The 26930-nt window shown below is 42.5% G+C and carries 23 protein-coding genes and 1 pseudogene; 22 read left to right on the top strand and 2 right to left on the bottom strand.

The genetic code is table 11. From position 1 onward, the window contains the following. The 4 genes from PHP90_RS08670 to PHP90_RS08685 form a co-directional block, all read left to right on the top strand. The coding region (locus PHP90_RS08670; protein ID WP_299928290.1) for a PA2779 family protein at positions 1-228 on the top strand (228 nt) is incomplete at its 5' end. A 4-nt stretch (positions 229-232) separates the two neighbouring features. Continuing rightward, positions 233-1192 (top strand): PA2778 family cysteine peptidase, encoded by a 960-nt coding sequence (locus tag PHP90_RS08675; protein ID WP_299928293.1) that lies wholly within the window; start codon positions 233-235, stop codon positions 1190-1192. A gap of 51 nt (positions 1193-1243) precedes the next feature. Next, entirely contained in the window at positions 1244-1678 is a 435-nt protein-coding gene (locus tag PHP90_RS08680) for a hemerythrin family protein (protein WP_299928296.1), read from the top strand. Positions 1679-1696: 18 nt separating this feature from the next. Beyond that, a complete protein-coding gene (locus tag PHP90_RS08685) occupies positions 1697-3265 on the top strand; it encodes an ATP-binding protein (RefSeq protein ID WP_299928299.1) in 1569 nt (522 codons plus the stop codon). A 20-nt stretch (positions 3266-3285) separates the two neighbouring features. Here PHP90_RS08685 and PHP90_RS08690 read toward each other — a convergent pair whose 3' ends face one another. Both PHP90_RS08690 and PHP90_RS08695 read right to left on the bottom strand, forming a co-directional pair. Continuing rightward, the gene (locus tag PHP90_RS08690) at positions 3286-5439 is read right to left on the bottom strand and encodes a CHASE domain-containing protein (protein ID WP_299928302.1); all 2154 of its coding nucleotides are present in this window, start codon (positions 5437-5439) and stop codon (positions 3286-3288) included. Continuing rightward, positions 5420-6922, bottom strand: a complete 1503-nt coding sequence (locus PHP90_RS08695; protein WP_299928304.1) for a response regulator — start codon at positions 6920-6922, stop codon at positions 5420-5422. The genes PHP90_RS08690 and PHP90_RS08695 overlap by 20 nt, the downstream gene beginning before the upstream one ends. Before the next feature lie 214 nt (positions 6923-7136). Between PHP90_RS08695 and PHP90_RS08700 the strand changes: the two genes are divergently transcribed. The 18 genes and pseudogenes from PHP90_RS08700 to PHP90_RS08785 all read left to right on the top strand — a co-directional run. Continuing rightward, positions 7137-8597: a response regulator gene (locus tag PHP90_RS08700; protein WP_299928307.1), complete on the top strand. Its 1461-nt coding sequence runs from the start codon at positions 7137-7139 to the stop codon at positions 8595-8597. 21 nt (positions 8598-8618) lie between these two features. After that, positions 8619-9005: a response regulator gene (locus PHP90_RS08705; protein WP_299928309.1), complete on the top strand. Its 387-nt coding sequence runs from the start codon at positions 8619-8621 to the stop codon at positions 9003-9005. Positions 9006-9009: 4 nt separating this feature from the next. Further along, positions 9010-9507: a chemotaxis protein CheW gene (locus PHP90_RS08710; protein WP_299928312.1), complete on the top strand. Its 498-nt coding sequence runs from the start codon at positions 9010-9012 to the stop codon at positions 9505-9507. 1 nt (position 9508) lies between these two features. Next, positions 9509-11146 (top strand): methyl-accepting chemotaxis protein, encoded by a 1638-nt coding sequence (locus PHP90_RS08715; protein WP_299928315.1) that lies wholly within the window; start codon positions 9509-9511, stop codon positions 11144-11146. Further along, positions 11147-11410 (top strand): hypothetical protein, encoded by a 264-nt coding sequence (locus PHP90_RS08720; protein WP_299928318.1) that lies wholly within the window; start codon positions 11147-11149, stop codon positions 11408-11410. Further along, positions 11403-13508 carry a chemotaxis protein CheA gene (locus PHP90_RS08725; RefSeq protein WP_299928321.1) on the top strand — a complete coding sequence of 702 codons (2106 nt, stop codon included), beginning with the start codon at positions 11403-11405 and terminating at the stop codon, positions 13506-13508. Before PHP90_RS08720 ends, PHP90_RS08725 begins: the two co-directional genes overlap by 8 nt. Next, positions 13495-14319, top strand: coding sequence for a protein-glutamate O-methyltransferase CheR (locus PHP90_RS08730; RefSeq protein WP_299928324.1), 825 nt, complete (start codon positions 13495-13497; stop codon positions 14317-14319). The genes PHP90_RS08725 and PHP90_RS08730 overlap by 14 nt, the downstream gene beginning before the upstream one ends. Positions 14320-14328: 9 nt before the next feature. Then, positions 14329-15702: a PAS domain-containing protein gene (locus PHP90_RS08735; protein WP_299928327.1), complete on the top strand. Its 1374-nt coding sequence runs from the start codon at positions 14329-14331 to the stop codon at positions 15700-15702. 3 nt (positions 15703-15705) lie between these two features. Further along, positions 15706-16515: a HAMP domain-containing sensor histidine kinase gene (locus PHP90_RS08740; protein ID WP_299928330.1), complete on the top strand. Its 810-nt coding sequence runs from the start codon at positions 15706-15708 to the stop codon at positions 16513-16515. Next, positions 16515-17000 carry a chemotaxis protein CheD gene (locus tag PHP90_RS08745; RefSeq protein WP_299928333.1) on the top strand — a complete coding sequence of 162 codons (486 nt, stop codon included), beginning with the start codon at positions 16515-16517 and terminating at the stop codon, positions 16998-17000. Before PHP90_RS08740 ends, PHP90_RS08745 begins: the two co-directional genes overlap by 1 nt. Position 17001: 1 nt before the next feature. Then, on the top strand, positions 17002-18024 hold the full coding sequence (locus PHP90_RS08750) for a chemotaxis response regulator protein-glutamate methylesterase (protein ID WP_299928336.1): 1023 nt from the start codon (positions 17002-17004) through the stop codon (positions 18022-18024). A gap of 64 nt (positions 18025-18088) precedes the next feature. After that, positions 18089-19135 carry a response regulator gene (locus PHP90_RS08755; protein WP_299928339.1) on the top strand — a complete coding sequence of 349 codons (1047 nt, stop codon included), beginning with the start codon at positions 18089-18091 and terminating at the stop codon, positions 19133-19135. A gap of 48 nt (positions 19136-19183) precedes the next feature. Continuing rightward, a complete protein-coding gene (locus tag PHP90_RS08760; RefSeq protein WP_299928342.1) occupies positions 19184-21643 on the top strand; it encodes a CHASE domain-containing protein in 2460 nt (819 codons plus the stop codon). Further along, complete coding sequence (locus PHP90_RS08765; protein WP_299928345.1) at positions 21636-24224, top strand: MASE3 domain-containing protein; 2589 nt, start codon at positions 21636-21638, stop codon at positions 24222-24224. Before PHP90_RS08760 ends, PHP90_RS08765 begins: the two co-directional genes overlap by 8 nt. Then, positions 24221-25654 (top strand): HD domain-containing phosphohydrolase, encoded by a 1434-nt coding sequence (locus tag PHP90_RS08770; protein WP_299928348.1) that lies wholly within the window; start codon positions 24221-24223, stop codon positions 25652-25654. The genes PHP90_RS08765 and PHP90_RS08770 overlap by 4 nt, the downstream gene beginning before the upstream one ends. Before the next feature lie 11 nt (positions 25655-25665). Beyond that, positions 25666-25956, top strand: a complete 291-nt coding sequence (locus PHP90_RS08775; protein ID WP_299928351.1) for a response regulator — start codon at positions 25666-25668, stop codon at positions 25954-25956. Next, a complete protein-coding gene (locus PHP90_RS08780) occupies positions 25950-26345 on the top strand; it encodes a winged helix-turn-helix domain-containing protein (protein ID WP_299928354.1) in 396 nt (131 codons plus the stop codon). Before PHP90_RS08775 ends, PHP90_RS08780 begins: the two co-directional genes overlap by 7 nt. A 146-nt stretch (positions 26346-26491) precedes the next feature. Continuing rightward, positions 26492-26930 (top strand): annotated as a pseudogene (locus PHP90_RS08785) (SurA N-terminal domain-containing protein); the annotation flags it as partial.

Below are 26930 nucleotides of genomic sequence, written 5' to 3' on the forward strand. Positions count from 1 at the left end.
GCAAAAACATTTGAATCCATGGGCGTTGATCCTAAAATGGTCGAACAAAGAATTGCGCTGATGAGTGATGAAGAAGTATCAAAAATCTCTTCTCAAATCGATACATTACCGGCAGGTGGTGATTTCGGTGGTATCATCGGGGCAGTTGTTTTTGTATTTGTCGTTTTATTGATTACCGATATCCTCGGATTTACGAAAGTGTTTGGATTTACACGCTCAGTACGTTAATATTATGTCGCATTACTATCGTATAGTACTTTACGCAATCGTTGTCACTTTAATGGCAACGGGATGCGTCCCTAAAGAGCCGTTTCCTCCCGAACAACATTACGCATCATCTGCTATCAATGTCCCTTTTATTCCTCCTCGTTCCGAATTGTGCGGTTCAACCTCTATTGAGATGGTTTCGTCGTATTGGCAATCTACTACCTCCTATATTCCTAAACTCACCATGCAGGAACTGGACGGGTATACATTGATTCCGGCAAAAGGGGGTACGTTGCAGATAGAGATGATGACATCTGCTCGCGCAAACGGTCTGATTGCCTATCCGATGGAGCCAACCTTTGATGCGCTATTTGCAGAGCTTTCGGCGCATCATCCCGTGATCGTGTTGGTAAACCGCAGTTTTTCATGGCATCCGCTTTGGCATTATGCACCGGTGATCGGATATGATGAGGAAAAAAGGCAGATCATCGTCCATTTTTCGGATCAGCCGAATGAAGCAGTACCCCTTGCAACCTTTGCCGCATTGTGGAAACGAAGCGGTAACTGGGGTGTTGTTCTGCTTCCTCCGGGGGAGCTTCCTGCGTTGGTTTCATCGAAAACAGTTTTACGATCTATATATGAATTTGAGAAAGCAGGAGATCGTTTGGGCGCGATTAGGGCGTATCAAAGCGCACTGATACGTTGGCCGGAAGATACGGATATCCTTTTTGCTTTAGCCAATGCCGAATTCAACGTCTCGAATTTTTCAGAAGCAGAGAAAAATTATCGCAAGCTTTTAGCTTTAAAACCGTCTCACGCACTTGCACTGAACAATCTATCGATGCTTTTATGTCGCAGCAGCAGATCCGATGAAGCATTAAAACTGCTCGATAAGGCTGTAACAGACGATCCGAAAATACAATCTTTGATTAAATCTTCACGTGAAGAGATTGAGGCAGGTTGTATTGCTTTGCCAAAAAAATAACCGATAAATCGATAGAATACTAGTACGTATCTATTTTACTATGGGATCAATATGGCAACAGGTTTGGAATGGGGGGATCAGTATCTTTTAGGGATCAAAGGGATCGATGAACAGCATCGATATCTTTTCGAAATAGTGGGGCGAATCGCTTCACTGGATTCCGTAACGTCGACAAAAGAGGAACTTCGTCATATACTGGGTGAATTGAGCCGCTACATGAGTGAGCACTTTCATGATGAAGAGGTATATCTGCAACAAATCAGATTCCCCGAACTGGAATATCATAAAAAACTCCATCGTGAAATTATTGAATTTTTCAATACGTCGGTTACGAATTCTCCGACGATAGCGATGATTCAGACCAAACTCAAATTTATCATTAAAAAAGCACTGATCGATCACATCATCACCGAAGACATGAAAATCAAACTTTTTTGTGCAAATCAGCCGGAAGATACCGATGAATATGTTTACGATCTTGGATAATTCATGGAGAGTCTTTTAATGGAAAGTGATATTCGCAATCTCTCACCCAAAGAGCAGTTAAAGCATACTCTAAAAGCGGATGATCCTGCCTATCGATATTACAAATCTATATTCCATCTCACGGACGGGATGATCGCCTTGAGTGACGGAGATCAGATAATCGATGCCAACAGGGCATTTCTCACTTTTTTCGACTCACTTGATATTGATGTGTTTGCGCCTTCATTTCGTCTTTATGAACAGTTTTTGACAATCGACAAATATGGATACGTGTATGAAGGGTATCTCAATAATCGATGGATCGATACTGTTTTATCCGAAGAAAAAAAACATTATAAAGTCGGGATCAAAGGGGCAGATACGATTTTTACTTTTTCGGTCTCGGTTACACGTTTGGATCAAAATCATGAAGTATATGTCATCACCTTTTCCGATGTTACTGACATGATGAGCTATAAAGGCATTCTCGAAGAGGGTCTGAAAACAAGTAACCATGAGAAAGCCCAGACACAATATATTCTGAGTCAATACAATCAGGCGATCGATATTTCAAATCTGGTCGCCCGATGCAATCTAAACGGTGTGATGACCTACGTCAATGATTCATTATGCAAAACCCTCCAATATACGCCCGAGGAGTTGATCGGTCAGCATGTTTCGATTTTATTTGAATCCAATAACGATGTTGTGTGTCAAAAAATGGCGTTTGAATCGGTTTATGGGGGAGAAATTTGGAAGGGTGTTCTGAAAAATATCGGTAAACACGGAACGTTGCACTATTTTGCGACGAGTATCATACCGATCAAAAATAAAGATGATGAAATTATCGAAGTTCTTTCCATCCGTCATGATATTACAGAGATGGTAAAGGCCAAAGAGGAAGCGATTCAAACCCTCGAAGCCAAAACAAAATTTTTCGATCAGGTGTCGCATGAGCTGCGTACCCCACTCAATGCAATCCTCAATTTTACAGATCAGGCGCTAGAGAGTTATGATGAGATTGCAGAGGATGAAGTAAGCAAAGAACTGGTCAAAACCTATCTCAAAAGAGCTTATAAAAACTCCGAACAGCTTTTGGGGTTGATCAACTCGCTTTTAGACATGGCCAAAATCACGTCAGGAAAAACCGAAATGGCAATGGGCAAGCACAACGTGATAGGGTTGCTCAGAGAGGCGTATGAAAACTGCTACAGTCTCACCAAAGACCTTAGAATCGACTACCGGTTTAGATCGGATAAAAGTTTCATAGAGATTTTGTGCGATCCTCTGAAATTCAAACAAATTATTACGAATCTCATTTCCAATGCATTGAAGTTTACAACCGTCGGGTTTGTCGAAGTACGGATTCGGGAAACGGATCATCACTATCTAATCGAGGTTGAGGACAGTGGGATCGGGATACCCAAAGAGAAAGTCGATCTTGTCTTTGAACCGTTTCAACAGGTGCGCGATCATGGGTTCGGAACCGGATTGGGGCTGAGTATCTCCCGTGAATATGCCCTTGCGATGGGGATGACACTGCAACTGCGTTCAGAGGAGGGAGTAGGGAGCTGTTTTATCATAAGTGTGCAGAAAATAGTTGGATAGAGAATTAAATGAGAGTAACACTATTTATCAAGCGGCAAAGAGATTTTGAAGCATGCACCTCGAGCCGTATTATAAACGTGTAAAGATCCTTTTCCATGCTTTTCAACGATTGTTTTCGACATATATAAGCCAATACCGGTCCCATTTTTTTCCATTTTAGTACTGAAATAAGGATCAAAAATTTGATTGATTATTTCCGCTGGTATTCCTCGCCCATTATCTTCTATCTCCATACAGCTCATTTTTTCTTCTAAGAATGTGCGGATCCTTATTTTTGGTTCGGAAATCGCGTTCTCCATAAGTATATCTTCTGCATTGTTGAGAATATTGAGGATTACCTGTCTTAATTCACGCGGATAGGTCATAAAAGGATGATCCTCGTGATATGTTGTTTCAACTGTAATGGATTTAGTAGTCAAAATTGGTTTTATGATCGTTAGACACCCCTCAAGCAGCTCTTTCCATGTTGTCAATTCTTTTGTTTTATCTTCTTTGAAAAAGTTTCTAAAATCGTTGATAGTATCGGATAGTTCCACAGAAAGATCACTAACCAAATCGAGCTTTTCAATAAAATGGTTTTTATTGTATTGATCCATCATCGCTTCGAGACTCAATAGCCCCGAAATACTTGAGATAGAAGCAAGCGGCTGCCGCCACTGATGCGCAATCATATTGATCATCTCTCCCATTGCCGCGTACCGTGATTGCATCATCATCATGTCGTCTTTATTTTTTAGTTCCGTTATATCCATTGCAGACGAAATAAGAGCTTTTTTTCCATCAATGATCCCAAAAAGGGCCGAACTGAATTGCCATGTAACTTTTGTTCCAGATTTACTGAAAAATGAAAATTCTCCCTCATCGACTTTGTGTGTGATATTAAAAAGATTTCGGATATGAGTTTTTATTTCATCTTGGTGTTCTTTGTAGACTTTGTCAACCCAACTGTCTGTAGTCGGCGTCTCCTCATGGGTGTAGCCGCATATATCAGTCCATGTCTTATTGATTTTCACGATGTTTCCGTCTTCGGTATGGACTATAATCGGGTTGGGGGCTGTATTGATCATATTTTCAAGTTCATCATTAAGTGCTTGTATCTCTACAGTCATTTTACGTGCTAAACTTTGTGCCTGTTTAGTAGTTTGGGAAAATGAGAGGATTGTCAGCAATAAGAGAAATGAGATCGGCAAACCGGCTAAAATGATCAATCTGGAAGGATTGTTATTCAGGGTTGATTTAAAAGAGGGAAGGGTTTGAAAAACTGCCGTCCAAGTCCGCCCGTACATCACAATAGGAATCGTTTCTGTAAAAAGGGGATTGGTATTGAGCGTATTACTGCTCTCATACAGAAGTGTTTTATCCGAGATGGATGTACCATCATACAGTTTTATCGAAATATTGGGATTCTTATGAAGTAAAATTTCGTTCATAAGGTCTTTGGAACGAAATGGGGCGTACACAAATCCATCCAGATGGGCTCGTCTTTGTGATGGTGTCATTAGAGGATTCTGAGTTGCATAATATGGAACATACATTAAAAAACCTGGCTGGATATCGGTCGCTTGCTCTTGAACTAATGTCACTTTTCCTGAGAGAGTTGTAAGCCCCGTATCCCGTGCGTGTACCATGGCTTGTTGGCGGATCGGATCGGTAAACATATCGTATCCGATAGCCCGTCTATTTCTCTCGTCCAACGGTTCAAGGTAAATAATTGAGTGATATTCTGCCCTTTTGTATGAAGGTTTGATAGAGTATTGCACAAACCCGTCAGCACGAATTTTTGCAATGTGTTCGACAAGTTTTTTCTGCGGGATCACTTTTGTAAATCCGATCCCCTGGAATCCCGGATAGTGTTGAGCAAGTTGCATTCTCGAGATATAAATATTCCATTTTTTTCGGTTCATTCGCTCTACCGTACTCAATAATGAAACACCGCTTCTTAATGTATTTTCATAGGTATGCATGCGCGCAGTGATCTCATGAACGGCATTGGCATTGGAAATATTAAAACGAGTCTTCGCCTCTTCTAAAGTATTTTTTTGTGCATTTATCCATAATAAAATTGTGATTACGACTGCGATGAAAAACCCCAGCCAAGCAATCAGAACGGATTTAGATAATAATACATTTTTGTCACGGAGGAGAGAGAGGATTTTAAAGAGCTTTGAATTCACGTATCAGCTCCATTTGTCGGTTTGCGATATATCCGAGTAATTTATCGCTATTGGGTGCAGTGAGTTCAAAGAGAAGTACCACATGGAAACTTTTGGAAAAACTGTCAATCCGGTAGACGGTCCCGATTATGGATAGACTCACCGGCTGCAAATCGGTTTCGAGAACCACAGCAATTTTGGCGCTCTCTCCGACGGTGAGACCCGCTGGTAGAGCATCAATCTCGATTTTAACCGAACAAATCGAAATATCAATAATCCGAGTTTTTCCGAAAAATTTTATCTCATTTCGAAAGAGGGTCACGCTGTGGCGTTCTTCATCGGGTTCGAGACGAATATTGACTCTTTGGTCCGCACTTTCCTGTACAAACTGCATATCGGAAAAAGTTACGGTCTGCTGATCAAAATCAATGCTGTTGGCTATTTTGCATAAGACACTGAAGGGAAACAGTTCAGACGTAATCGTAATATTTTTAGCCAATTTGATCGCCTTGAGCTGGGAGTGCGCTGTTTTTAGAACGACATTTTTTTCATCCATTTGGATCAAAAGCGCACTGTTTACGATGGTCAAACCGCGATAAAAATTATGAAGTTTGACTTCAGAAGCATTCTCTTTAATGACATTCATGAGTTTCAGTACTGCACTGGTGTCGTGAAGTTTTTTGTCGTTTTTAGCCGCATTGCCGTCGAAAATCATCATCAGATTTAAATCAGAAATATCATCAAATGAGAGAATGACAAATCCCTCTTTATCAGGAATTATTCTAAGCTTCATTATCAAATGCCGGGCTTCATTGGAATGATTCGCTACTTTGGCATGAAACAGCTTGCCCGGATTTTCAAGTGCTTTTTCAAACCATCCGGATTCCGATGTCGAATACAAAAAGCCCTGGTGTTCTTGAAGCAATGTGTCGAGTTCATTATGTTGCTGTATAAATTCTTCAAGACTTTTTACACCGAAAAAATCGAGAAACTGTCGATTAACAAGGATAGGGGTTCCTTTCTCAAACATCATAAGAAGATTGTTTTGATAATTGAAAATATCGTTTAACTGTCTTTCGAAAATCCGTTTATTCCGCTCATTATGGATTGAAAGGACGGCTTGATGCAAGGTGCTAACCAGTAAAGGTACCTTGGTCGGTTTTGAGAGATAGCGAAAGACTCCAATGTCAATGGCTTCGTGCAAATATTCTTTCTCATCAAATGCAGAGAGAAAAATAATACGGACATCATTATTATCCTCTTTGATCAATTTCGCTAAATCAAAACCGCTCATCCCCGGCATTTTGATATCTGTTAAAACAATATCGGGGTTGTGTTCACGGTAAAGCTGAAAACCGGCCTCTCCGTTCTCAGCTGTGTAGATGTACGGAAATAGCTTTTTTAAAAGCTCGGATACACTTTCCCGCAAACCTTTGTTATCTTCGACATAAAGCACTTTTATCTCTTCACCTAATCTCTTTAATTCATCTATAATCGTATGCAATTTTGTTCTCTTCTATTTCTTTTATTTATAGTATTTAAACTGGATCATACAAAGAGAAAATCATAAAACTATCTCATGCATTCCAACTTTAGTGTTTTGTAACCGTTCTGAAACATTTGACTTCTAAAAAGCTAAATTGTAAATGCTGTGATTTTTTTGTGATTCTTTACCTATAAGATTTCTGCCGAATGAAACTTCGACAGGACGTAGAGCAATGAATGAGTTAAAGCTTTTGATCGTTGATGATGTGGAGGACAACCGTTTGATCCTAAAAGCGATCTGTCAAAAACTTGACGGTTTTGAGATACGGGAAGCGAGCGATGGAATCGAAGCGATTGAATCGGTCGAAGCGTGGCATCCGCATATCGTATTAATGGATGTCATGATGCCTCGTCTAGATGGTTTTGAAGCATCAAAAATCATAAAAGCCCGCTATCCGGAAACGGTCATCATGGTAGTGACAGCTGTTATGGATCCTCATATGGAAACCAATATGGCACAGATCGGTGTCGGGACGTATATCCATAAGCCGGTCGATAAAGAGTTGATCCGATTTAAACTCAAAAGTTTCGGCGATCTGATCCGTTCGAAAGAGGGGAATTTTAAAAAACTCTCTCCTAAAGATACTCTGAACCCTTTTTGTACGGATATCCGCCATTTTAAAACGATTTTCGATATCTCTGATGCGGAAGCGATGATGGATTTCGGAATGTGGATATTGTCGCAATGCGAACAAAGAATGACAACCTCCTGTCATAGAGTCGATTCCACACTGGAACTTTTGTATGAACTCATGCGCCACAGCACCCGTGATAAAGATGCGATGAGCATTATTGTCGAAGAGAGTTTTGAAGAGATTTTTGTAACGATGAAATTTGATAATCCTATCCATACAAATTTGAAAATTACAGGTTTGATCGATGAGATGGGAGACGATTGCGTTCTGCGCGAGAACATTGCCTGTATCCGTATTCGGATCTGTGATGAGAATAAACTTCACAAAACTCCAATAGCTCAGACGATCCAACCTAGAATCAATGCAGTCGAAGCGCCAGTCAAACACCCTGTGAACATTGTTGTCGAACCTGAACCTGTTGTTGAAACTAAACCGGTGGTCGAAGCGGTAGCAGAGGTAGCCAAAGTAACCAGAGTGATCGATACCGAAGAGAAAGAGCTTCTGCGACAAAGTTTTGTCCATAAAACGGCTGCTGTGGATTATGTACGGGATATCGGCGGCGACGTACTCGATGAGATTCGCGATTTGGAAAGTTTGGATGAAGAGTGGGGAGAAAAACTTCGTGCCTTTGAATCGGAACCGACCGTGGCAAATCTCCATGAATTTGCGGACGGGGTATTGGGGATCTATGTACGCGGAATCAATAACCTCTTTGAATTTACGGCATTGGCATATGCCCTCTCATCGCTCGGAGCCTTTTTAAAAGAGCATGCAGAATCCGTGGCTCAAGACAACACAAAAGTCAAAACGCTTGTGATGTTGCTAGAGCATTTGGGATTGGATCTTGTTTCATGGAGAGAACATATTTTCGCCTTGCAAGATACCGGGGATATCCACTATCTGGACAGTTCATTCTTCAGTTCCTGTATGCAGATAGAGGGGATTATCGGAGACAAGGAACTGGATGTCGACGATGATAACGACATGGAATTTTTTTAAAACACACAAAGGAGAAAACAAATGGCAAAACGGGTAATTATAGTGGACGATTCCAGAGCGGTGATCGCTACGGCAGAGTTGGCGTTGGAACAAATGATCGGCAGCGGTGTTATTGAGTTCAAATCGTATTTAAATCCGGCAGAGCTTTTAAGTGCCCTGCAAGCCGGAAGCGAAAATTTCGATCTTTTGATCAGCGATGTGAACATGCCTCAGATGAACGGATTGGATTTGGCCCGTGCGATAAAAACGGATGATCGCTATAAAACAAAACCGATCATCATCCTCACGACTGAGAGTTCCGAACAGATGAAAATGGCAGGAAAAGAGATCGGTGTGACGGGATGGATGGTCAAACCTTTCAGCGATGATAAGCTGGTGAAATCACTCAAAATGGTATTGGGAGTATAACGTCATGGAACAAAACAGTGCTCAGACAAGACGGGAACGGTATCTTACCTTTTTTTTAGGGGGAGAACAGTACGGGATTGCCATCGGGAGAATCAAAGAGATCATAGCAATGATGAAAGTGACCAATGTCCCTAAAACCCCTGAATACATGCGTGGTGTTATCAACCTGCGCGGATCGATTATCCCTGTGGTCGATACACGGCTTCGCTTCGGTATGGAAGAGAGACAAGCGGACATGCACACGGCGATTATTATCGTCGAAGTGGAAAAAGTCAATATCGGATTTATTGTCGATCGTGTTGAAGAGGTCGCATCGATTGATTCGTCTCATATGTCTGAACCCCCTAAATTCGGAAGCCATATCGATACCAATTTTATCTGCTCGATGGCGCAAATCGAAGAGAACGTGGTGATGATTTTGGATGTGCTCAAGCTCTTTGAAGCGGATGAGCTGGTTAGTCTTGAACAGATTCAAAAAATACAGATAAGTGAAGGAGAATAATATGAAGTGGTTGGAAAATATGGTATTGCAGAGTAAATTGATGTTGCTAACGGGCGTGATGGTCGTAGCAATGATGGTTCTTGGGTATATGGGCTTTAATGCTACAGCAGGATGGCAGTCTGATATTGTAGAGATCGGTGATGTCCGTGTTCCGTCACTAGTAAGTGTCGGAACCATCCGAAACGGTACCCAATTGGTTGCCATTCAGATGAACCGCGTTCGCGGGCTCAAAGGCAATCCAGCACTGCAGGATAAAATGGCGAATGCATCGGATGAAATTCAAAAAGGGTTTGATCGCATCGATAAAGGGATGAAAATCTATGAGCCGCTTCCGCAAACTCCGGAAGAAGCGACTGAGTGGAAAGTTTTTAAATCAAATTACGAAACATGGCGTAAAGAGAGTGAGAAATTTCAAAAAGAGATCGTCGAAGGATTGGCAAAAACCAATGATCCGGTTCAAATTGAGGCACTTTTTAATGTTATGACGGCGAAAATCGAGGCCATTCGCTCAGATCGTATCGCTATGACGGATTCGCTTCAAAAAGTATACGATATTAATAAGGACGTCATTGATAAGACCAATAAAGTAGCAAAAGAAGAATCTACGGCATACAAACAAATGTTTATGGTCGTTGCCGTTGTTTCTATCCTTTTTGCAGTCTTATTGGCATGGGTATTGATCCGTTCGATCACCCGTTCAATCACGCAAAGTGTTACTTCGATTCGTGACGGTGCGATGCAGATTACATCGGCATCGGATCAAGTCGCGGCATCGTCGTCATCTTTGGCACAGGGGGCGAGCGAGCAGGCAAGCAGTGTTGAAGAAGTCAGTGCAACCCTCGAAGAGTCTACCGCGATCAACACTCAAAACACGGATAATGCACGTCAAGCTGACATTTTGGCGAGAAATGCAAACGATTCGGCGAAAGCAGGGTATGAAAAAGGGGAACAACTCTCCCATTCTATGCATGCGATCACAGAATCGGCGGCAAAAATCTCAGGTATTATTAAAACCATCGATCAAATCGCATTCCAAACCAACCTTTTGGCTCTCAATGCGGCAGTCGAAGCGGCACGTGCGGGTGAACACGGTTTAGGATTTGCAGTCGTTGCTGATGAGGTGCGAAATTTGGCACAACGTGCAGCGTCTGCGGCTAAAGAGACTTCTGTGATTATCGAAGAGGTCGTAGGTCAGATCAAAGAGGGGAATCAAATCGCCCTTGCAACCCATACATCGTTCCAGGAGATCGTTGAACAAAGCAAAAAAGTATCGGATTTGATCGGCGAAATCGCTATTGCCGGTAAAGAACAGGCAGAAGGTATGGGACAGATCAATCAGGCGATGGGTCAAGTAGACCAAGTAACCCAGCAAGTTGCCGCCAACTCCGAAGAAGCAGCCGCTGCGGCAGAAGAGCTTAATGCACAAGCGACATCGATGATGGAAACTGTCCGTATCTTGGCAAAAATGGTCGGGATGGAAAGCGATGCACCGGCAGCAACTGCACGAAAAGTGAATCTGCACCGTTTGGATCCGAATCCGATCATTGCCCATCGTACAGCGGCTCCAAAGCACAAAGCGATCTCTTCCAAAGCCGATGAAATTTTCCCTCTTCATGAAGATGATTTGAAAGAGTTTTAAATGCAATTCGACGGAGATGCATTAACGATCGGATTGGATATGTCGATGGAAGAGGTGCGTGAATTTGAACAGTTCGTTCGTCCTCGTATCGAATACATCGAGACGATCGAGGTAGAAGAAGGAGGGACCCTCAAAAGCAGCGCACTTTTGGCTCTTTTGACGAGTCTCAAACGAACCCGTCCGGAGTTGAGAATTCCTTTTTTAGAGAGAGGGACGACAACTTCTAACGTTTATGGAACATTGCATTGGATCTGTTATGACTAAACAAGAACAAGTCAAAGCGATATTTATCGAAGAAGCGGGAGAGATCATCGAAAAGCTTGATGTGGATATTCTCCGATTTGAAGAAAATTCAGCTGATTTTGACCTATTGAACGAAATTTTTCGGGGTGTTCATACGCTTAAAGGGAATGCCAATGCATTTGGATTTACCCGACTGGGCGAATTCGTTCACCATTTCGAAGACGTACTTGATCATTATCGCAATACCAAAGAGGATGTGGAAGAACATCATCTCGAACTTTTTGTCGGAAGTGTCGATGTCATCAAAGAGGTAATGATATGTGAGCTCGATGCTCTTCCTGATTTACCGGGTGATTACGGTGAGTGTTTAGAGAAAATCAAAAATTTGATCGCTTCAAAACGTAACGTAAGTTCAACACCGTCAGTAGAAATGGCGCAAGAGCCGATGATGCTGGATTTGGCATCCGAATTCGGGTTGAGCTGTTCTGAACAGTTTGAAGAAAGTGTAAACGAGAGTATTTTGATACATCAGGCATCTCAGGCCGAGGGATTGAATCTCTATCGGATCGATTTGACGCTGGATGGCGATGCATACAAGCGGGGATTCGATCATCTCCTTTTTCTAGGGCTTTTGAGAGAGAACGCCGTATCGTTGGAGAGCTTTTTCAATATGGAAGGTGTACGTACACTTGAGACGTTCACTGTGGATGAAAATGTAATTTCCCATATGTGTGCAGTACTTTTGACACCCCAAAACATGGAAGATGTACGCGAAAATTTTGAGTTCTTATTCGATCATGAATACAAAGTCGTTCTGATCAAACCTTTAGCGGCTGTGACAGAACCACAGATAGAAGAACCTGTGGTCATAGAGATGCGCAAAGGGGAAGACCGCCGTAAAGAGGATCGCAGAGAGAGCAGCATAAGCACAACATCAGCTAAATCGACGATCCGTATCGACACGTTCAAACTTGATGAACTGTTCGATTCGGTCGGTGAACTGGTTATTGCCCAAAACTTTATCGCCCAAAACGAAAAAATACGCTCCATCGAAGATGAATCGATCAGTCGTACGATCGAAACCCTCTCCAAAATCACCAAACGGATCCAAGACCGGGTGATGAGCCTTCGGATGGTCGCGATTCGCGATACGTTCGATAAGATGAAACGGGTAGTTCGAGACACTTCGAAAAAGACAGGAAAAGAGCTTCATCTGAATGTCTTAGGTGAAGAGACGGAGATTGATAAAACAATGATCGACAGTCTTTCCGATCCGTTGATCCATATCATCCGTAACGCGATTGACCATGGTCTGGAAGCGGACGCGGATGAGCGTCTAGCAGCGGGTAAAAAAGTTGAGGGGAATATCACCCTTCGTGCCTATCACAAAAGCGGCAGTATCGTGATCAGTGTCAGCGATGACGGACGCGGTATCAACAAAGATAAAGTGTTCCGAAAGGCAATCGAGAGAGGCATTATCACCGGAGATGAAAATTTGAGCGACAGCCAAATATTCGGTCTTATTATGCAGCCGGGATTCTCGACTGCCGATACGATCAGTGACTTGTCCGGGCGCGGTGTCGGGCTCGATGTTGTTAAAACGTCCATCGAAAAATTGCGCGGCAAGATCGAGATTGATTCGAAAGAGGGGGAGGGGACAACATTCTCGATGGTTCTTCCTCTAACGTTGGCAATTATTGACGGGATGCTGGTGCAAGCGGCAGGCGAGATCTATATTATCCCGACATTGAGTGTCGTTGAATCATTCCGACCGGAGCGTGAAATTGTGCATGCCCTTAAAGAAAAAGGGGAGTTCGTTTCATTGCGCGGTCAGCACATTCCGGTGATTCGGCTCAGTGACGTTTTTGATTTGCCTGCCGAGCGAATAGAGCCATGGGAAGGGATATTGGTGTGTGTTGAAACCGAGGCTGGACGTATCGCCATTATGGTGGATGAACTCGTCGGACGACAACAGGTCGTCATTAAACCTCTGGGCAAATCATTGGCAAAACTCAAAGAGATTTCCGGCGGAGCGATTTTAGGAAGCGGCGATATTGCGCTAATCCTCAATGTGGATGAGCTGCGCCCGCTGATTGAGGGAAATAATGGCGGAAATTGAGCTTAGGGCGGAAGAGTTCACCCTTTTTCGAAAGTACATTTACGAAAAAGTAGGGATTTCTCTCTCGGATCAAAAGAGCACGCTTGTCAAAGGGAGGCTGAATAAACGGCTGAACCAGCTGAATCTCACCTCTTTTCGGGCGTATTATGATTACTTGGTAAACGATACGTCGGGGGATGAACTCGCACTGTTCGTGAGTGCCATATCGACTAACGTTACCTCGTTTTTTCGAGAGAGTGCACAGTGGAAATGGCTGGAGAGCTATTTGCCCGCATTGGTCGCATCTAAACGGGATAAGAAAATTCGTATTTGGTCGGCAGGGTGTTCGAGCGGAGAAGAACCGTATACGATTTTGATGTTTTTGCAGCACCATTTGCACGATTTTGATTCGTGGGATATCAAGATTTTAGCGACTGATATTTCGACTAAAGTATTATCTCACGCGATTAAAGGACATTATGACGCTAAAAATGTTGAGCCTCTATCCAAAGAGATTGTCCATCGTTCCTTTGACAAAATACGCACCGAGGATGGGATCAGTTACCAAATAGCTCCCCATCTGCGAGAGAAAGTACTGTTTCGAAAGTACAATCTCGTTACTGACCCGTTTTTTATCAAAAATCGGTTCGATATGATTTTTTGCCGTAATGTTATGATTTATTTTGATGACGTTACCCGTCATGAATTAATAGGGCGATTTACAACGCTCTTACCGAAAGGTGCACCCTTGTTTTTAGGGAGCTCCGAATCGTTGACCACCCATCGAGAAACACTAAAGCTGTTGGGTTCGTCCATTTATCAACGACTGTAAAGGGTTCACATGGAGAAAACAGAACACGCTTTGACCCTTAAAGAGGCAAAGTTTGAGTTTAATGAACTCTTTTTTTCAATCACTGATCAGGACAGTACAATCCGATCAGGAAATGATGTATTTGTGCGGATCAGCGGATATACGAAAGAAGAACTGCTCGGTAGTTTTCACAATATTATCCGCCATCCGGATATGCCGAAAGTCATATTTAAAACGTTATGGGACTATTTGCTCGATGATAAGCCGATTGTGGCGTATGTCAAAAACAAGACAAAACAAGGTGGATATTACTGGGTTTTAGCCGCAGTATTTCCGCTTGAAGATCGGTATATATCGATTCGTATCAAACCCAATACAAAACTGCTTGCCGCGGCGAAAGAGCTGTATCCTAAATTATTAAAAGCCGAAAGTGTCAGAGGGATGGACGACAGTTCGAGAATCTTGCCGGAACTGTTACAGGCACTCGGGTATGAAAATTATGATCGTTTTATGAACGATGCGCTGTTACAGGAACTGAACTGGAGACAGAACAATGTTTCTCCGGCTGTTATTCATGATGATTATGAGATATTGCGTCCTTCTCTAAAAAAACTGAAAAGTGTTTACGGGTATAGCTGTGAATTGATGAGTCAGTACGATGCGTGGTTTGAAAAAATTGATCTTTTTACGCAGGTCAAATCGACCTTTGAAGAAAAAGGGCAGAAGCTCCGTGAATTGGCCCGAGATATCGTGTTTTTATCGCTGAACGCATCGGTTTCGTCGTATAAAGTCGAGAGCGGAGGAGAGACGTTCGGTGTATTGGCCAGCGATATCCGTTCCAATGCCAAAGAAAATGAGGCATTAATCAGCCGAATCGATGAGATCGTTCAACATTTTTCCGATGCCTTGAATACGGTCATTTTTGCCGTTGCGGGGATGCGTCTTCAAATTGAGATGGTCACTTACTTTATTCAGGAAGTCTCTACTAAAAACAGTGCAATTCAGATCCCGGAGCTTATTGCCAACATTTCGGATTTAGTTGCTTTGGTGGCACAGTATGCGGATAAGTCCAAACATATTCAGGCAAAACTGGATCAAGAGATTCAGGATGCATTAAAAAATTTGAACCAGCTGGAGCAGCAGATGATGTATTTGGGATATATCCAGATATACGGCATTATCGAAGCTGCGGGGAGTCATGACGAGTCGGTCCGATTCGGAGTGATTTTTTCTCAACTCAAAAGTTTGGTGCAGGAAACGACAGCCGAGATAGAGGTAATGCAGAAAATCGGGGGAGATTTTTCCGCTGAAAATAGAAATATGATTGAAAAATCGCATGAGATCGATCTTCGCTTGAGGAATTTAACAGAAGAGATATCTGCGATAATGCAATACGAAGAGTAACCTATGGAAAAAATACAAAATGATGAAATCGCTTTTTTAAGCCGAAAAATTTTAGAACTCAACAAACAGCTTATTGAAAGCGAAAAAGCTAAATCACGATTTTTATCGTTGATTGCAAGCGAACTTAACAACCCGATGACGGCCATTTTGGGGATGATTCCCCATTTGGCACCTGTGGGCGGTGATCTGCGCAAAGAAATTTTTGCGCTGGTACACGAAGAGGCTCTGCTACTGGATTCGCGTATCCAAAATTTAGTGGCGGCTGCTGAGATAGAGAGCGGAAACATCGATTTGACGTATGCACTGGTTGATCCGGAAGTTTTGGTTGAAGAAGCGATCGAAGCATTTAAATACCGTCTCAAGGAAAAAAATATTGCGATAACCGTACATAATGCCTTGTCTGACAAGATTGTTTCTGACCCCAAAAAACTCTATCTTATTGTTAAAAATATTTTGGGGAATGCGTGTGATTACGGGCTTGAAAATGAAATAGTCCATGTAGATATTTCAAAGAGCGGGAGTGAGTTGATCATAGCGATTAAAAACCGTGGAGAAGCACCGAAAGTGGAATACAAGCCGCAGGTGTTTACCCGTTTTGCCCATGGCCCGGAGGGGAACCATGGACTGGGTCTTGGGTTAAGTGTTGCCAGAGAGTTTTGTGAACGGATGGACGGCAAAATAGATTACAGCAACGATGAGACATCGGTTACTTTTGTGATCAGTTTACCGTTGCAAATCTCTCTTCCGGACTCTGAAGCGTGCGGTTCAAATGAGTTTTTATTTGAATCGTTCGATGATGCTATTGAACTCTGATGATACAGGGAAGCTCGACATTCATCCATGTTGGTCAAATCCATGTGGATAATGCTCCACATGCTATTTCGACGGTCTTGGGATCATGCGTCGCCGTATGCTTGTATGATATGTCGCTCGGTATCGGCGGTATGAACCATTACCTCCTTCCGTTTTGGAACGGGAACGGTTTGCAGTCTCCGAAGTTCGGCAATATTGCGATACCGAAATTGATCGATAGTATGCTTGCTCAAGGTTCAACCCCTAAAACATTGCAAGCCAAAATATTCGGAGGGGCTTCGATGAATATAGGTGCATCGGATGCGATGATGATCGGACAAAAAAACATACTGGTTGCCAGGGAAATTTTGAAAGAGTACAAAATTTCCATTGTGGCCGAAGATGTCGGCGGACAAAACGGAAGGAAGATACAGTTTGATTTAGAACGCGGCAAAGTGCTTTTAAAATACGCGCAACGCAGCGATATGATGAGTGGAGGAGGATGAGATGGCAATTCGTGTATTGATCGTAGATGACAGTGCAACGGCTAGGGCAGTTTTACGGGATATTTTGGAATCCGATCCTATGATAGAGGTGGTAGCAACCGCTTCGGATGCGTATGTGGCACGGGATAAAATTGTCGAATTGCGCCCGGATGTCGTCTGTCTGGATGTGGAAATGCCGCGTATGGACGGGATCACCTTTTTAAAGCGCCTTATGCATTATATGCCCGTACCGGTCATTATGGTCTCCTCATTAACCCAAAACGGTGCGAAAACAACCCTCGAAGCGCTGGAAGCAGGGGCAGTCGACTTTGTCGCAAAACCCCATTCGCATATTTATGACGGTAAAGAGGAGATGCGCGACGAGCTGCTTTCAAAAATAAAAGTCGCTTCGAAAGTACGGGTCCAAAAACGTATTTTAAGCAATCCTCAGCAGGCAAATACTACTTCACTGGCTGAAACGACCCATAAAATTTTGGCCATCGGTGCTTCGACAGGGGGGACTGAAGCGCTCAAAGACGTGTTGATGGGATTACCGAGAAACGCACCTGGGACAATTGTCGTTCAGCATATGCCGGCTAATTTTACAGGTCCGTTTGCAGAGAGACTCAATTCACTGTGTGCGATGGAAGTGCGTGAAGCGCGTAACGGCGACTCTATAACGCCGGGTCTCGTGTTGATCGCTCCGGGAGATTATCATATGGTTGTTCGCCGTTCAGGAGCCCGATATTACGTTGAAATCGGGAGTGGAGAAAAGGTCTCAGGACACCGTCCCTCAGTAGACGTTTTGTTTAATTCTGTCGCAAAAATAGCAGGATCTAATGCAATCGGAGTTATACTGACCGGGATGGGCGGAGACGGTGCGCGAGGGTTGCTTTCGATGCGCAATGCAGGTGCAGGAACGATCGGTCAGGATGAAGCGAGCTGCGTCGTGTATGGGATGCCGAAAGTAGCGTATGAGCTAGGCGGAGTCGAGAGACAGTTGCCGTTGTCCAAAGTGGCGAACGGTATTCTCGAACTGCTCTAAGTTCTATGATAGTTTTATGACTTTATTTTTTTATAATGGTTCATAAATACGGTAAGGAGAACAGATGGCAACATTTAAAGATCTGCAAAAGTTTTCCTTACGTTTGAACGTATTGTATGTAGAAGACAATGATTCCGTGAGAGAAGAAACGGCAAAAGTATTTAAACCTTTTTTTGCACATATTGATCTCGCAAATAATGGAAAAGCGGGATTGGATAGCTATAACAACACCCATTATGACATTGTCATCACAGATATTAATATGCCGGTGATGAACGGAATCGAGATGATTGAACGGATTAGAGAAATCAATCCGGAGCAAAAGATTATCGCGATTTCGGCACATGACGAACCCGTAATATTGATGAATTTAATGCGCAAAGGAATCAGCAGTTTTATCCTCAAACCACTCAATCTAAACGATATGCTCACCGCACTTTATCCTGTATGTCGTGATGCGGATGCCCAAAAGGAGAACATAGCACTCTTCGAAACACTTCAAGAGGAGCGCAAACAGCTTAAAACGGTAGTCCGCATGCTCACATCGCATTTGCATACGGTTGCAATCAAAAACGAACAACTCGGAGATCTTTATGCTCAGACAAAGCCGGAAGAGAGATCACGGCTCTTAGAAGAGTATTTTGCAAAAGATGAAGACCAAGGGGATGAAAAGGTGGTATTGATCCAAGACGATTGCGAAGAGATAACCGATTTGTTAAACGAAATTCCCGAAGAGCTTTCGCTTTATGTCGAGAATAAGCAGATCGAGCATATCCATCGAATACGGGATGATATGATGAAAATATCCGCTATTTTATTCCATTATTCTCCCTTTTTAGATCCTTTGGCGGAAAAGCTGGGTGCATTAGCCCATGTTATTGCCGAAGAGAACGATTTTATAGCACTGCTGAATGAAAAGGCCGATTTGCTTTTGAGACTTTTTGATGCCGTTTGCATTGATTTGCGTCTTTATGTCAAACGGTTTTCCACTGAGAGCATGGCTATGAAAAACATCCATCATATTCATCAGCCGACTTCGCTCAGCATTCAGCAGATTATAGGACTGATTCATCCTGATAAAGCCGAATCCGGCGATATCGAATTTTTTTGAGCATCCATGTTAAAGCATTTTATTGTACACACTCCTCACACTGCTGATTTGATTCATAGACGACTTGTTACCGTATCGGGTCTCATCTTTTCCATCATTGTCGTAGTACTTGTTTGGTGGGGTGCGGATCGATATTTTTTTACGCGTTCCCAAAATCTTTTTGAACATTATGTCCATGAGAATTGTACTGCTATCGATCGACGGATACATCGATACGAAAATGCGTTGCTCAGCGGAGTCGGATTTATGCAAGGGAGTGATTATGTCTCGCGTAAAGAGTGGCGGCAGTTTGTACAGACGCTTAATCCTAAAAAATATTATCCGGGAGTACAGGGAATAGGGTATTCGATCATGCTTTTCCCTAATCAGGTTAGTGCCATAGAGAAGAGAATGAAGGAAGAGGGATACCCCCGTTTTGTTCTTAAACCCGCCGGTAAAAGAGAACGCTACAGTGCTATTCTCTATTTGGAACCGCTGGATAAACGCAATCTTGCAGCCATCGGATACGATATGTATTCTGACCCTATACGCCATGAGGCGATGCAAAGGGCGGCTGATACAGGCAGAGCATCGATTTCCGGAAAAGTCAAATTGGTTCAGGAGATCGATGAGAAGGTACAGGCAGGGTTTTTGATGTACCTTCCGTTTTATAAAACGGGAGAACCGATCAATACGATCGAAGAACGGCGTCGTGCCTTGGTCGGATTTGTGTATAGCCCGTTTCGTATGAACGATTTAATCGATTCTATGGAAGCCCATGACACTATGGTGAAGATCGAAATATACGACTCTCCTCAGCGTTCAAAAGAGCATTTGCTTTATCGTTCCGAGAGATACGGATACAGTTCCAAACATACCTCTCATCGAACTATCACTCTCGGAGGAAAGGTATGGCATCTTTATTATTACAGTACGCGACAGTTTGATTCATCGACAAACGGTTTTTATCCCATTCTTGTCGCCATGGGAGGACTGGGGATATATTTCCTCCTCTTCTATATTATTTTAGAGCTGTTGTATAGTCGAAAAATGCTTCAGAAAAATACCCTTGAGATTGAATCAAGCCGCTCTTGGCTTAAGAGGCTATTGGATTCCTCCGTCGACGGTATCCATATACTTGATACCGATGGAAAACTGATCGAATGCAGTCCGTCGTTTCTTCAAATGCTAGGTTATGATGTTTCTGATATCCCAAAATTGAGCGTTTACGATTGGGAAGCCAAACTGTCATCTGAACAGATACGGAATGCTCTGTATGCTGTAGCGTCGGTACCGATGAGTTTTGAATCGGTTTTTCGACGCAAAGACGGGACCTTGTTCGATGCAGAGATTACTGCTCGGCGTATTGATATAGACGGCATTCAATATTTGTATGCTTCTTTTCGGGAGATTACCAAACGCAAAGAAACCGAACGTCTGCTCAAAGAGAGCGAAGAGTTCTACCGGACGATGTTTGTGTCGATTAATGAAGCAGTCTGTATTTTAAGCGAAGATATTATCATTGACTGCAATGATCAGGCGATGCATCTGTTTGAGATATCCAAACAGCATCTGATCGGGATGAATATTTTTGATACCGCTCGCAATATCGTGTGTCGGGAAAACAGTTTTGCCTTTTATCTCGATACAGCTTATAACGGTGACTCTACAACAACAGAATGCTCTTTAACCTTGAAAACCCATAACGAGACAAAAATCGTTGAGTTCACCCTTTCAGGATTCGGTCGCAATGATAGTAACAAACTGGTGATGATTGCCAGAGATATAACCGAACGAATCGAAAAAGAAAAATTATTCAAAATGCAAACCCGTCAGGCTCAGATGGGAGAGATGATCTCCATGATAGCCCATCAGTGGCGTCAGCCTCTTGCCATTATCAACGCCATTACATCACAAATGAGACTGCAGAGGCTAATGGACGGGAATGAGGATGAGACTGAGCAGGAAAATCTCCGAAAGATTGAGGAACAATGCATCCATCTTTCTCAAACGATAACGGATTATCGAGATTTTTTCCGTCCAGATAAGCCCAAAGAAGCGTTCAGTTTTCATACGCTTATGAGTCATGCGCTTGATTTGATCGATCATACGCTTAAAAACAACGGTATTGAGATCGAAGTAATATCGAACTCCGATCCAAAACTGTTTACGTATCGAAATGAAGTGCTGCAAGTTTTGATTGCATTGTTGAAAAACTCACTGGACGCATTTGAAGAGAGCAGAGTAAATCAGGGAAAAATCAAAGTTACAATTGCTCAGGAAGGAAACTTCGGGGTCATATCGATTCACGACAATGCTGGAGGAATTCCGCCGGAAGTGATGAAAAAATTGTTTGTCCCTTACTTTACGACCAAAAATCAGCAATACGGTACGGGATTAGGGTTGTATATGAGTAAAGTTATTATTGAGGAACATTGCGGGGGGATCATCGAAGTGTTCAGCGAAGGAAACGAAACGACGTTCAGTATCAAATTGCCTTATGGAAATAATGGGAGCTCAAATGTTTAATAGGCTTAAAAACTTTAATTGCTTTGATCCTGCCGGTGTGATAACCCCGTTGATATTAATGATGGTATTGATTGGGGTTTGGGTGAGTGAAGGGTATCTGTTCTTCCATGTCCTCGTAGAAGTATTTTCGGTGATTGTCGGAATTATGATAGCCATCATCGCTTACTTTATGTATAAGTTTACCCGTAACGATTTCTTACTTTTTTTAGGGATTGGATTTTTTTGGACCGCTTTGCTTGATTTGATGCATATGCTCAGTTATTACGGAATGAATATTTATGGCGATGTTATGAATCCGAATCCTTCGACAACATTGTGGATTTTTGCCCGATTTCTTCAAACCGGGACGCTATTGATCGCCCCTTTTATCCGTTTTGACAGGATTTCTCCTCGGAGCATATTTTTGGTGATGGGAATCATCGCATCGGGTATCTACATTGGTACATTCCAGGGCTTCTTTCCTCTAATGTATGTAGTGGGGGAGGGATTGAGTACAACGAAAATCACTTTGGAATACATCATCATTTTCGCCTCGTTGATCGGAGTGATGATGTATCGTTCTCATCGAGGAGAATTTCACCCCTTTATGTATCGGATGATTCGTTCCTCGTTAGTACTTGGGGCTGTAGCGGAAGCGTGTTTTACTCTCTATGTCGACGTGTACGGTTTTATGAACTTTTTAGGGCATATTTTTAAATTCCTTACCTATTGGATGATTTTCAGAGGGATTGTTATTACGGCTCTAAAAGAGCCGTTTTCCATGTTGGCTAAAGCTTCGAGTGCGTATGATGCGATTCCTGTCCCTGTCATCGTTGTCGATAATGATGGAATTATTCGACAGACCAATCGTGCAACGGCAGAGTGTTCTTCTGCTTCATCCGATCAGTTTATCGGTCAAGATAATCATACTTTGCTTCATCCTCCGGGGATAACACCTGCCGAATGTGCCGTGTGTCAGGCAATTGAAAAAAAAGAGTCGGGCACGTTCGAAGTAGCATTTGCCGATAAATATAAACAATACACTATCAGCCCTATTAAAACCGAAGGTAAGCTGACGGGAACCCTCCAAATCTGTATCGATATGACGGCACAGCGTCAAGCAGAACGACAGCTCATTACAGAAGGGACACTGTTAAAAACCATCATAAATACAGTTCCGGTAAGGTTGTTTTGGAAAGATAAAGATTCTGTTTATCTGGGATGCAACAATTTGTTTGCCGAAGATGCCGGATTAAACAATCCCTCTGAGATCGTTGGAAAGCGCGATGATGAATTACTTTGGCACAATCAAGCGTCGCTGTATCGACAGGACGATTATGAGGTTATGCATAATGGATTGGCAAAACTCAATTATGAAGAGCCGCAGGAAAAAGGAAAAGAGGAGGCAAAATGGCTGAGTACATCCAAAGTACCTTTGAGAGAAGAGACCAATGGTCCGATTGTCGGTGTGGTCGGTGCGTATATTGATATAACTGATATCCGCCACGCACAACTTCAGATCAAAGATAGCGAAAGATTTTATCGGACAATTTTCGCATCGGTACATGAAGCGATTATTATTTTAGAAAATCATACACTGGTTGACTGTAATGAATTGGCATTGTCGTTGTTTGGAATGAACAAAGAAGAGTTGTGCGGCAAAGATATTTTTACTCTGGCACATAACATCGAATGTCAGAACGGGAGTTTCACGCACTATCTCGATTTGGCATATCAGGGAGAATGCGTGATACAAGAGTGTTCATTTTCTCTTTTCAGTGCACCCGATGAGGTAAAAATTATCGAATTTACACTTTCCGGATTCGGATACGAAGATGAAAATAAACTGATCATGATAGCCAGAGATTTAACCGGGCACATCGAAGAGGAAAGAATTTTCAGAATGAATACCCGCCAAGCCCAGATGGGGGAAATGATCTCTATGATCGCCCATCAATGGCGCCAGCCGCTGGCAATTATAAACGCAATAACCTCTCAAATGCGTTTGATAGAATTGATGAAGGAAGAACACGATTCTGCCTTGATAGAAAATCTGGTCAAAATCGAGGAACAAAGCTTCCATCTTTCTCAAACCATTTCAGCGTATCGGGATTTTTTCCGTCCGGATAAACCAAAAGAGTATTTCGACCTTTCGATTATCGTTGATAACGCGCTGAGTCTGATTGATCATACACTTAAAAATCATGGAATCACGGTAGAGAAAATCTCTTTTAGGGATTCCAAACTGTTTACATATCGAAATGAAGTGCTGCAAGTATTGATTGCATTGTTGAAAAATTCATTGGATGCGTTTATGGAGAAACGTATTTCCGACGGACATATTCGGATTACTTTGGATGGAGACAGCGAATACGCCATTCTTTCGGTTCACGACAATGCAGGAGGGATTGCTCCTGAAATACTCAACAAACTCTTTATCCCCTATTTTACGACAAAGACAAAAAATATCGGTACGGGAATAGGACTTTATATGAGCCGAATGATTATTCAAGATCACTGTCACGGTACTATTGATGCCTTTAGCCAAGCAGATGAGACTACATTTATAATTAAATTACCTTTAGAAAAGGAAGTGCAATGACGTTTAAAGAGACTGTACATCAGCTCTCGCATATATCAGAGGGGATGAGTGTTCTTTATCTCGAAGACGAGACACTGATACGGGAAAATACGAAGATACTGTTAGAGACGATTTTTTCGAATGTTGTAACGGCCTCCAACGGGGTTGAAGGATTGAACCTTTATCAGGAGGGAGCATTTGATATTGTCATAACCGATATTTTGATGCCCGAGATGAACGGTGTCGTTATGGTGAAAAAGATAAAGGAATTAAACCCCCAGCAATCTATTATTATCACTTCGGCATGTGAAGACGGCGGCTATTTGTTAGATCTGATCAATCTGGGTGTAGCTCAATTTCTACTCAAACCGATCAAGACCGAAAATCTGATACAAATCATTCATGAAGTGGTAACAAATATCTATAATCAGCGCAAGGTGAATGAACTGACCGTTCAGCTCAAACAAGACCTGCTCCACCAAACGACACTTTTGGAACAATACAAAGAGATTGTCGATATCTCAACAATCGTGACTAAAACGGATATGCATGGGCATGTCATTTATACGAATGAGGCATTTTGTAAAACAAGCGGATACCGTTTTGATGAGATTGCGGCTCAGGGGCACCGTATACTCCGACATCCGGATATGACGTCTGAATTTTATGCAAATATGTGGCAAACCATCCTCAATAAACAAACTTGGACGGGGACGATTAAAAATCTCAAAAAGAACGGGGAACACTATATTACCGATACAACGATCAAACCGATTTTGGATGAGTTTGGAAACATTCTCGATTTTATAAGTATTAGCCATGATGTGACCGAACTTTACGATTTGAACGATGAAATTTGGCAAACACAGCATGAAATGCTCTCCTTGCTGGGGGAGGTTGGAGAGAGCCGTTCCCAAGAGACGGGGAACCATGTCCGGCGTGTGGCCAAATATTCCAAACTGCTCGGAGAACTTTACGGTTTGGAAGAGGAAGAGACCCATTTGGTATACAGCGCTTCACCGATGCATGATATCGGTAAAATCGGGATTCCGGATTCTATTTTACTCAAACCGGGTAAATTGGATCCCGAAGAATATGAAGTAATGAAAACCCATAGCGCCATCGGATACGATATCTTGAAAAACTCCAGTCGACCGCTTTTACAGGCTGCGGCGATTATTGCAAATGAACATCATGAGAAATGGGACGGTTCGGGTTATCCGAATGCCCTGAGCGGAGAAAATATCCATATTTACGGCCGAATCATTGCATTAGCGGATGTATTCGATGCATTGAGCTGCGACAGAGTCTATAAGAAAGCCTGGCCGATGGATAAAATCATCGAACTGATCAATAACGAGCGCGGGCGCCATTTTGATCCGAAGCTGGTCGATTTGTTTATGGCTAATCTAGAGCGTTTTACCGATATCGCATCGAAATTTAAAGATTAAAGGATAGTAGTATGGCAAAATTCAACGAGTTTAAAAATTTATCCGTATTGTATGCCGAAGATGATCTCACATTGCGCGCTATTACGGAAAAAACGCTTCAGCTTGTTGTGGGCAAGGTTCATTCGGTTGCTGATGGCAATGAAGCATTGAGCGTCTATAAAACAAACCCGATTGATATTGTGATTCTAGATATTCATATGGGGAATGTAAGCGGTATTGATGTGGCCAAAAAAATACGTCAGCAAAACGATAAATCCCCATCGTCATTGTATCCGGTTCGGTTGCAACCGAAGATTTGTTAGCCGCATGCAAGCTCAATCTCATTGATTACATACCCAAACCGATTGAATTCAACGACTTGATCAAAGTGCTCTATTCAGCGGTCGATTGCCTCAAAACACATGGGTTGCTGTTAGCTAAAATCAACGAGAGCATATCGTATGATTATTTTGCAAAATGTTTTGTCCAGACAGACGGTTCAAAAACTGCTTTGACTAAAAACGAAATCCATGCCATAGAATTGTTTCTTTCCCATCGTGGGCAAATTATCTCTTATGAAACGTTTTCGCAAGTATTGGATGAAGATATGTCAGACGGTGCACTGAAAAATCTTATACTTAGACTTCGCAAAAAAATGGGAGATGACAGTAATCTTTGCAATCTGGCCAAAATCGGCTATAAATTGGTTTAGTTTTGAATAATGTATCCCCTGAAAATTAAACGAAAAGCATATAATTATTAAAATAATAGTTATCATAATAACTATTTAAGAATTGCTGCCATACAATCTCATATTCAAATCCCGCCTAACACGTTGGGAACACTATGGGGAAAGCAATGAAGCGATATTACAGCGCTTGGATTTTTGGTTTATTGTTGAGCGGAGCGAGTGCATCTGCGGCTGTATTGGCGACCGTCAACGGAGATGAGATTACCTCGGATGAAGTAAATAAAGTATTATTGGAGGGGACACAGGGTCGATTTGATTCTCTCCCCTCCGAAAAGCAAAATGAATTGCGCCAACGTATCATAGAGGGGATGATAGCCCAGGAGCTGGTATACGACGATGCTCAAAAAACGGGAGTACTGGATACCAAAGAGTACAAACAAGAATTAGAAAACCTCGTCAGCCGACTCAAAGTACAATTGGCGGCAAAAGTATGGGAACAACAACAATTCGAATCGATCAAAATCGATGCGAAAGAGGTAAAAGCGTATTTCGACGCAAACCCGGATGAGTTTGTCGATAAAGAAAAAATCCACGCACGCCATATCT

The organism is Sulfuricurvum sp. (genome assembly GCF_028712165.1).
GTDB lineage: Bacteria > Campylobacterota > Campylobacteria > Campylobacterales > Sulfurimonadaceae > Sulfuricurvum.

What these genes read in the sequence shown, in the direction of transcription:
- PHP90_RS08675 (WP_299928293.1), top strand. Translation starts at nt 233, where the DNA reads ATGTCGCATTACTATCGTATAGTACTTTACGCAATCGTTGTCACTTTA.
- PHP90_RS08750 (WP_299928336.1), top strand. Translation starts at nt 17,002, where the DNA reads ATGGCAATTCGTGTATTGATCGTAGATGACAGTGCAACGGCTAGGGCA.
- PHP90_RS08755 (WP_299928339.1), top strand. Translation starts at nt 18,089, where the DNA reads ATGGCAACATTTAAAGATCTGCAAAAGTTTTCCTTACGTTTGAACGTA.
- PHP90_RS08770 (WP_299928348.1), top strand. Translation starts at nt 24,221, where the DNA reads ATGACGTTTAAAGAGACTGTACATCAGCTCTCGCATATATCAGAGGGG.
- PHP90_RS08705 (WP_299928309.1), top strand. Translation starts at nt 8,619, where the DNA reads ATGGCAAAACGGGTAATTATAGTGGACGATTCCAGAGCGGTGATCGCT.
- PHP90_RS08720 (WP_299928318.1), top strand. Translation starts at nt 11,147, where the DNA reads ATGCAATTCGACGGAGATGCATTAACGATCGGATTGGATATGTCGATG.
- PHP90_RS08740 (WP_299928330.1), top strand. Translation starts at nt 15,706, where the DNA reads ATGGAAAAAATACAAAATGATGAAATCGCTTTTTTAAGCCGAAAAATT.
- PHP90_RS08765 (WP_299928345.1), top strand. Translation starts at nt 21,636, where the DNA reads ATGTTTAATAGGCTTAAAAACTTTAATTGCTTTGATCCTGCCGGTGTG.
- PHP90_RS08685 (WP_299928299.1), top strand. Translation starts at nt 1,697, where the DNA reads ATGGAAAGTGATATTCGCAATCTCTCACCCAAAGAGCAGTTAAAGCAT.
- PHP90_RS08700 (WP_299928307.1), top strand. Translation starts at nt 7,137, where the DNA reads ATGAATGAGTTAAAGCTTTTGATCGTTGATGATGTGGAGGACAACCGT.
- PHP90_RS08725 (WP_299928321.1), top strand. Translation starts at nt 11,403, where the DNA reads ATGACTAAACAAGAACAAGTCAAAGCGATATTTATCGAAGAAGCGGGA.
- PHP90_RS08735 (WP_299928327.1), top strand. Translation starts at nt 14,329, where the DNA reads ATGGAGAAAACAGAACACGCTTTGACCCTTAAAGAGGCAAAGTTTGAG.
- PHP90_RS08745 (WP_299928333.1), top strand. Translation starts at nt 16,515, where the DNA reads ATGATACAGGGAAGCTCGACATTCATCCATGTTGGTCAAATCCATGTG.
- PHP90_RS08710 (WP_299928312.1), top strand. Translation starts at nt 9,010, where the DNA reads ATGGAACAAAACAGTGCTCAGACAAGACGGGAACGGTATCTTACCTTT.
- PHP90_RS08775 (WP_299928351.1), top strand. Translation starts at nt 25,666, where the DNA reads ATGGCAAAATTCAACGAGTTTAAAAATTTATCCGTATTGTATGCCGAA.
- PHP90_RS08730 (WP_299928324.1), top strand. Translation starts at nt 13,495, where the DNA reads ATGGCGGAAATTGAGCTTAGGGCGGAAGAGTTCACCCTTTTTCGAAAG.
- PHP90_RS08715 (WP_299928315.1), top strand. Translation starts at nt 9,509, where the DNA reads ATGAAGTGGTTGGAAAATATGGTATTGCAGAGTAAATTGATGTTGCTA.
- PHP90_RS08680 (WP_299928296.1), top strand. Translation starts at nt 1,244, where the DNA reads ATGGCAACAGGTTTGGAATGGGGGGATCAGTATCTTTTAGGGATCAAA.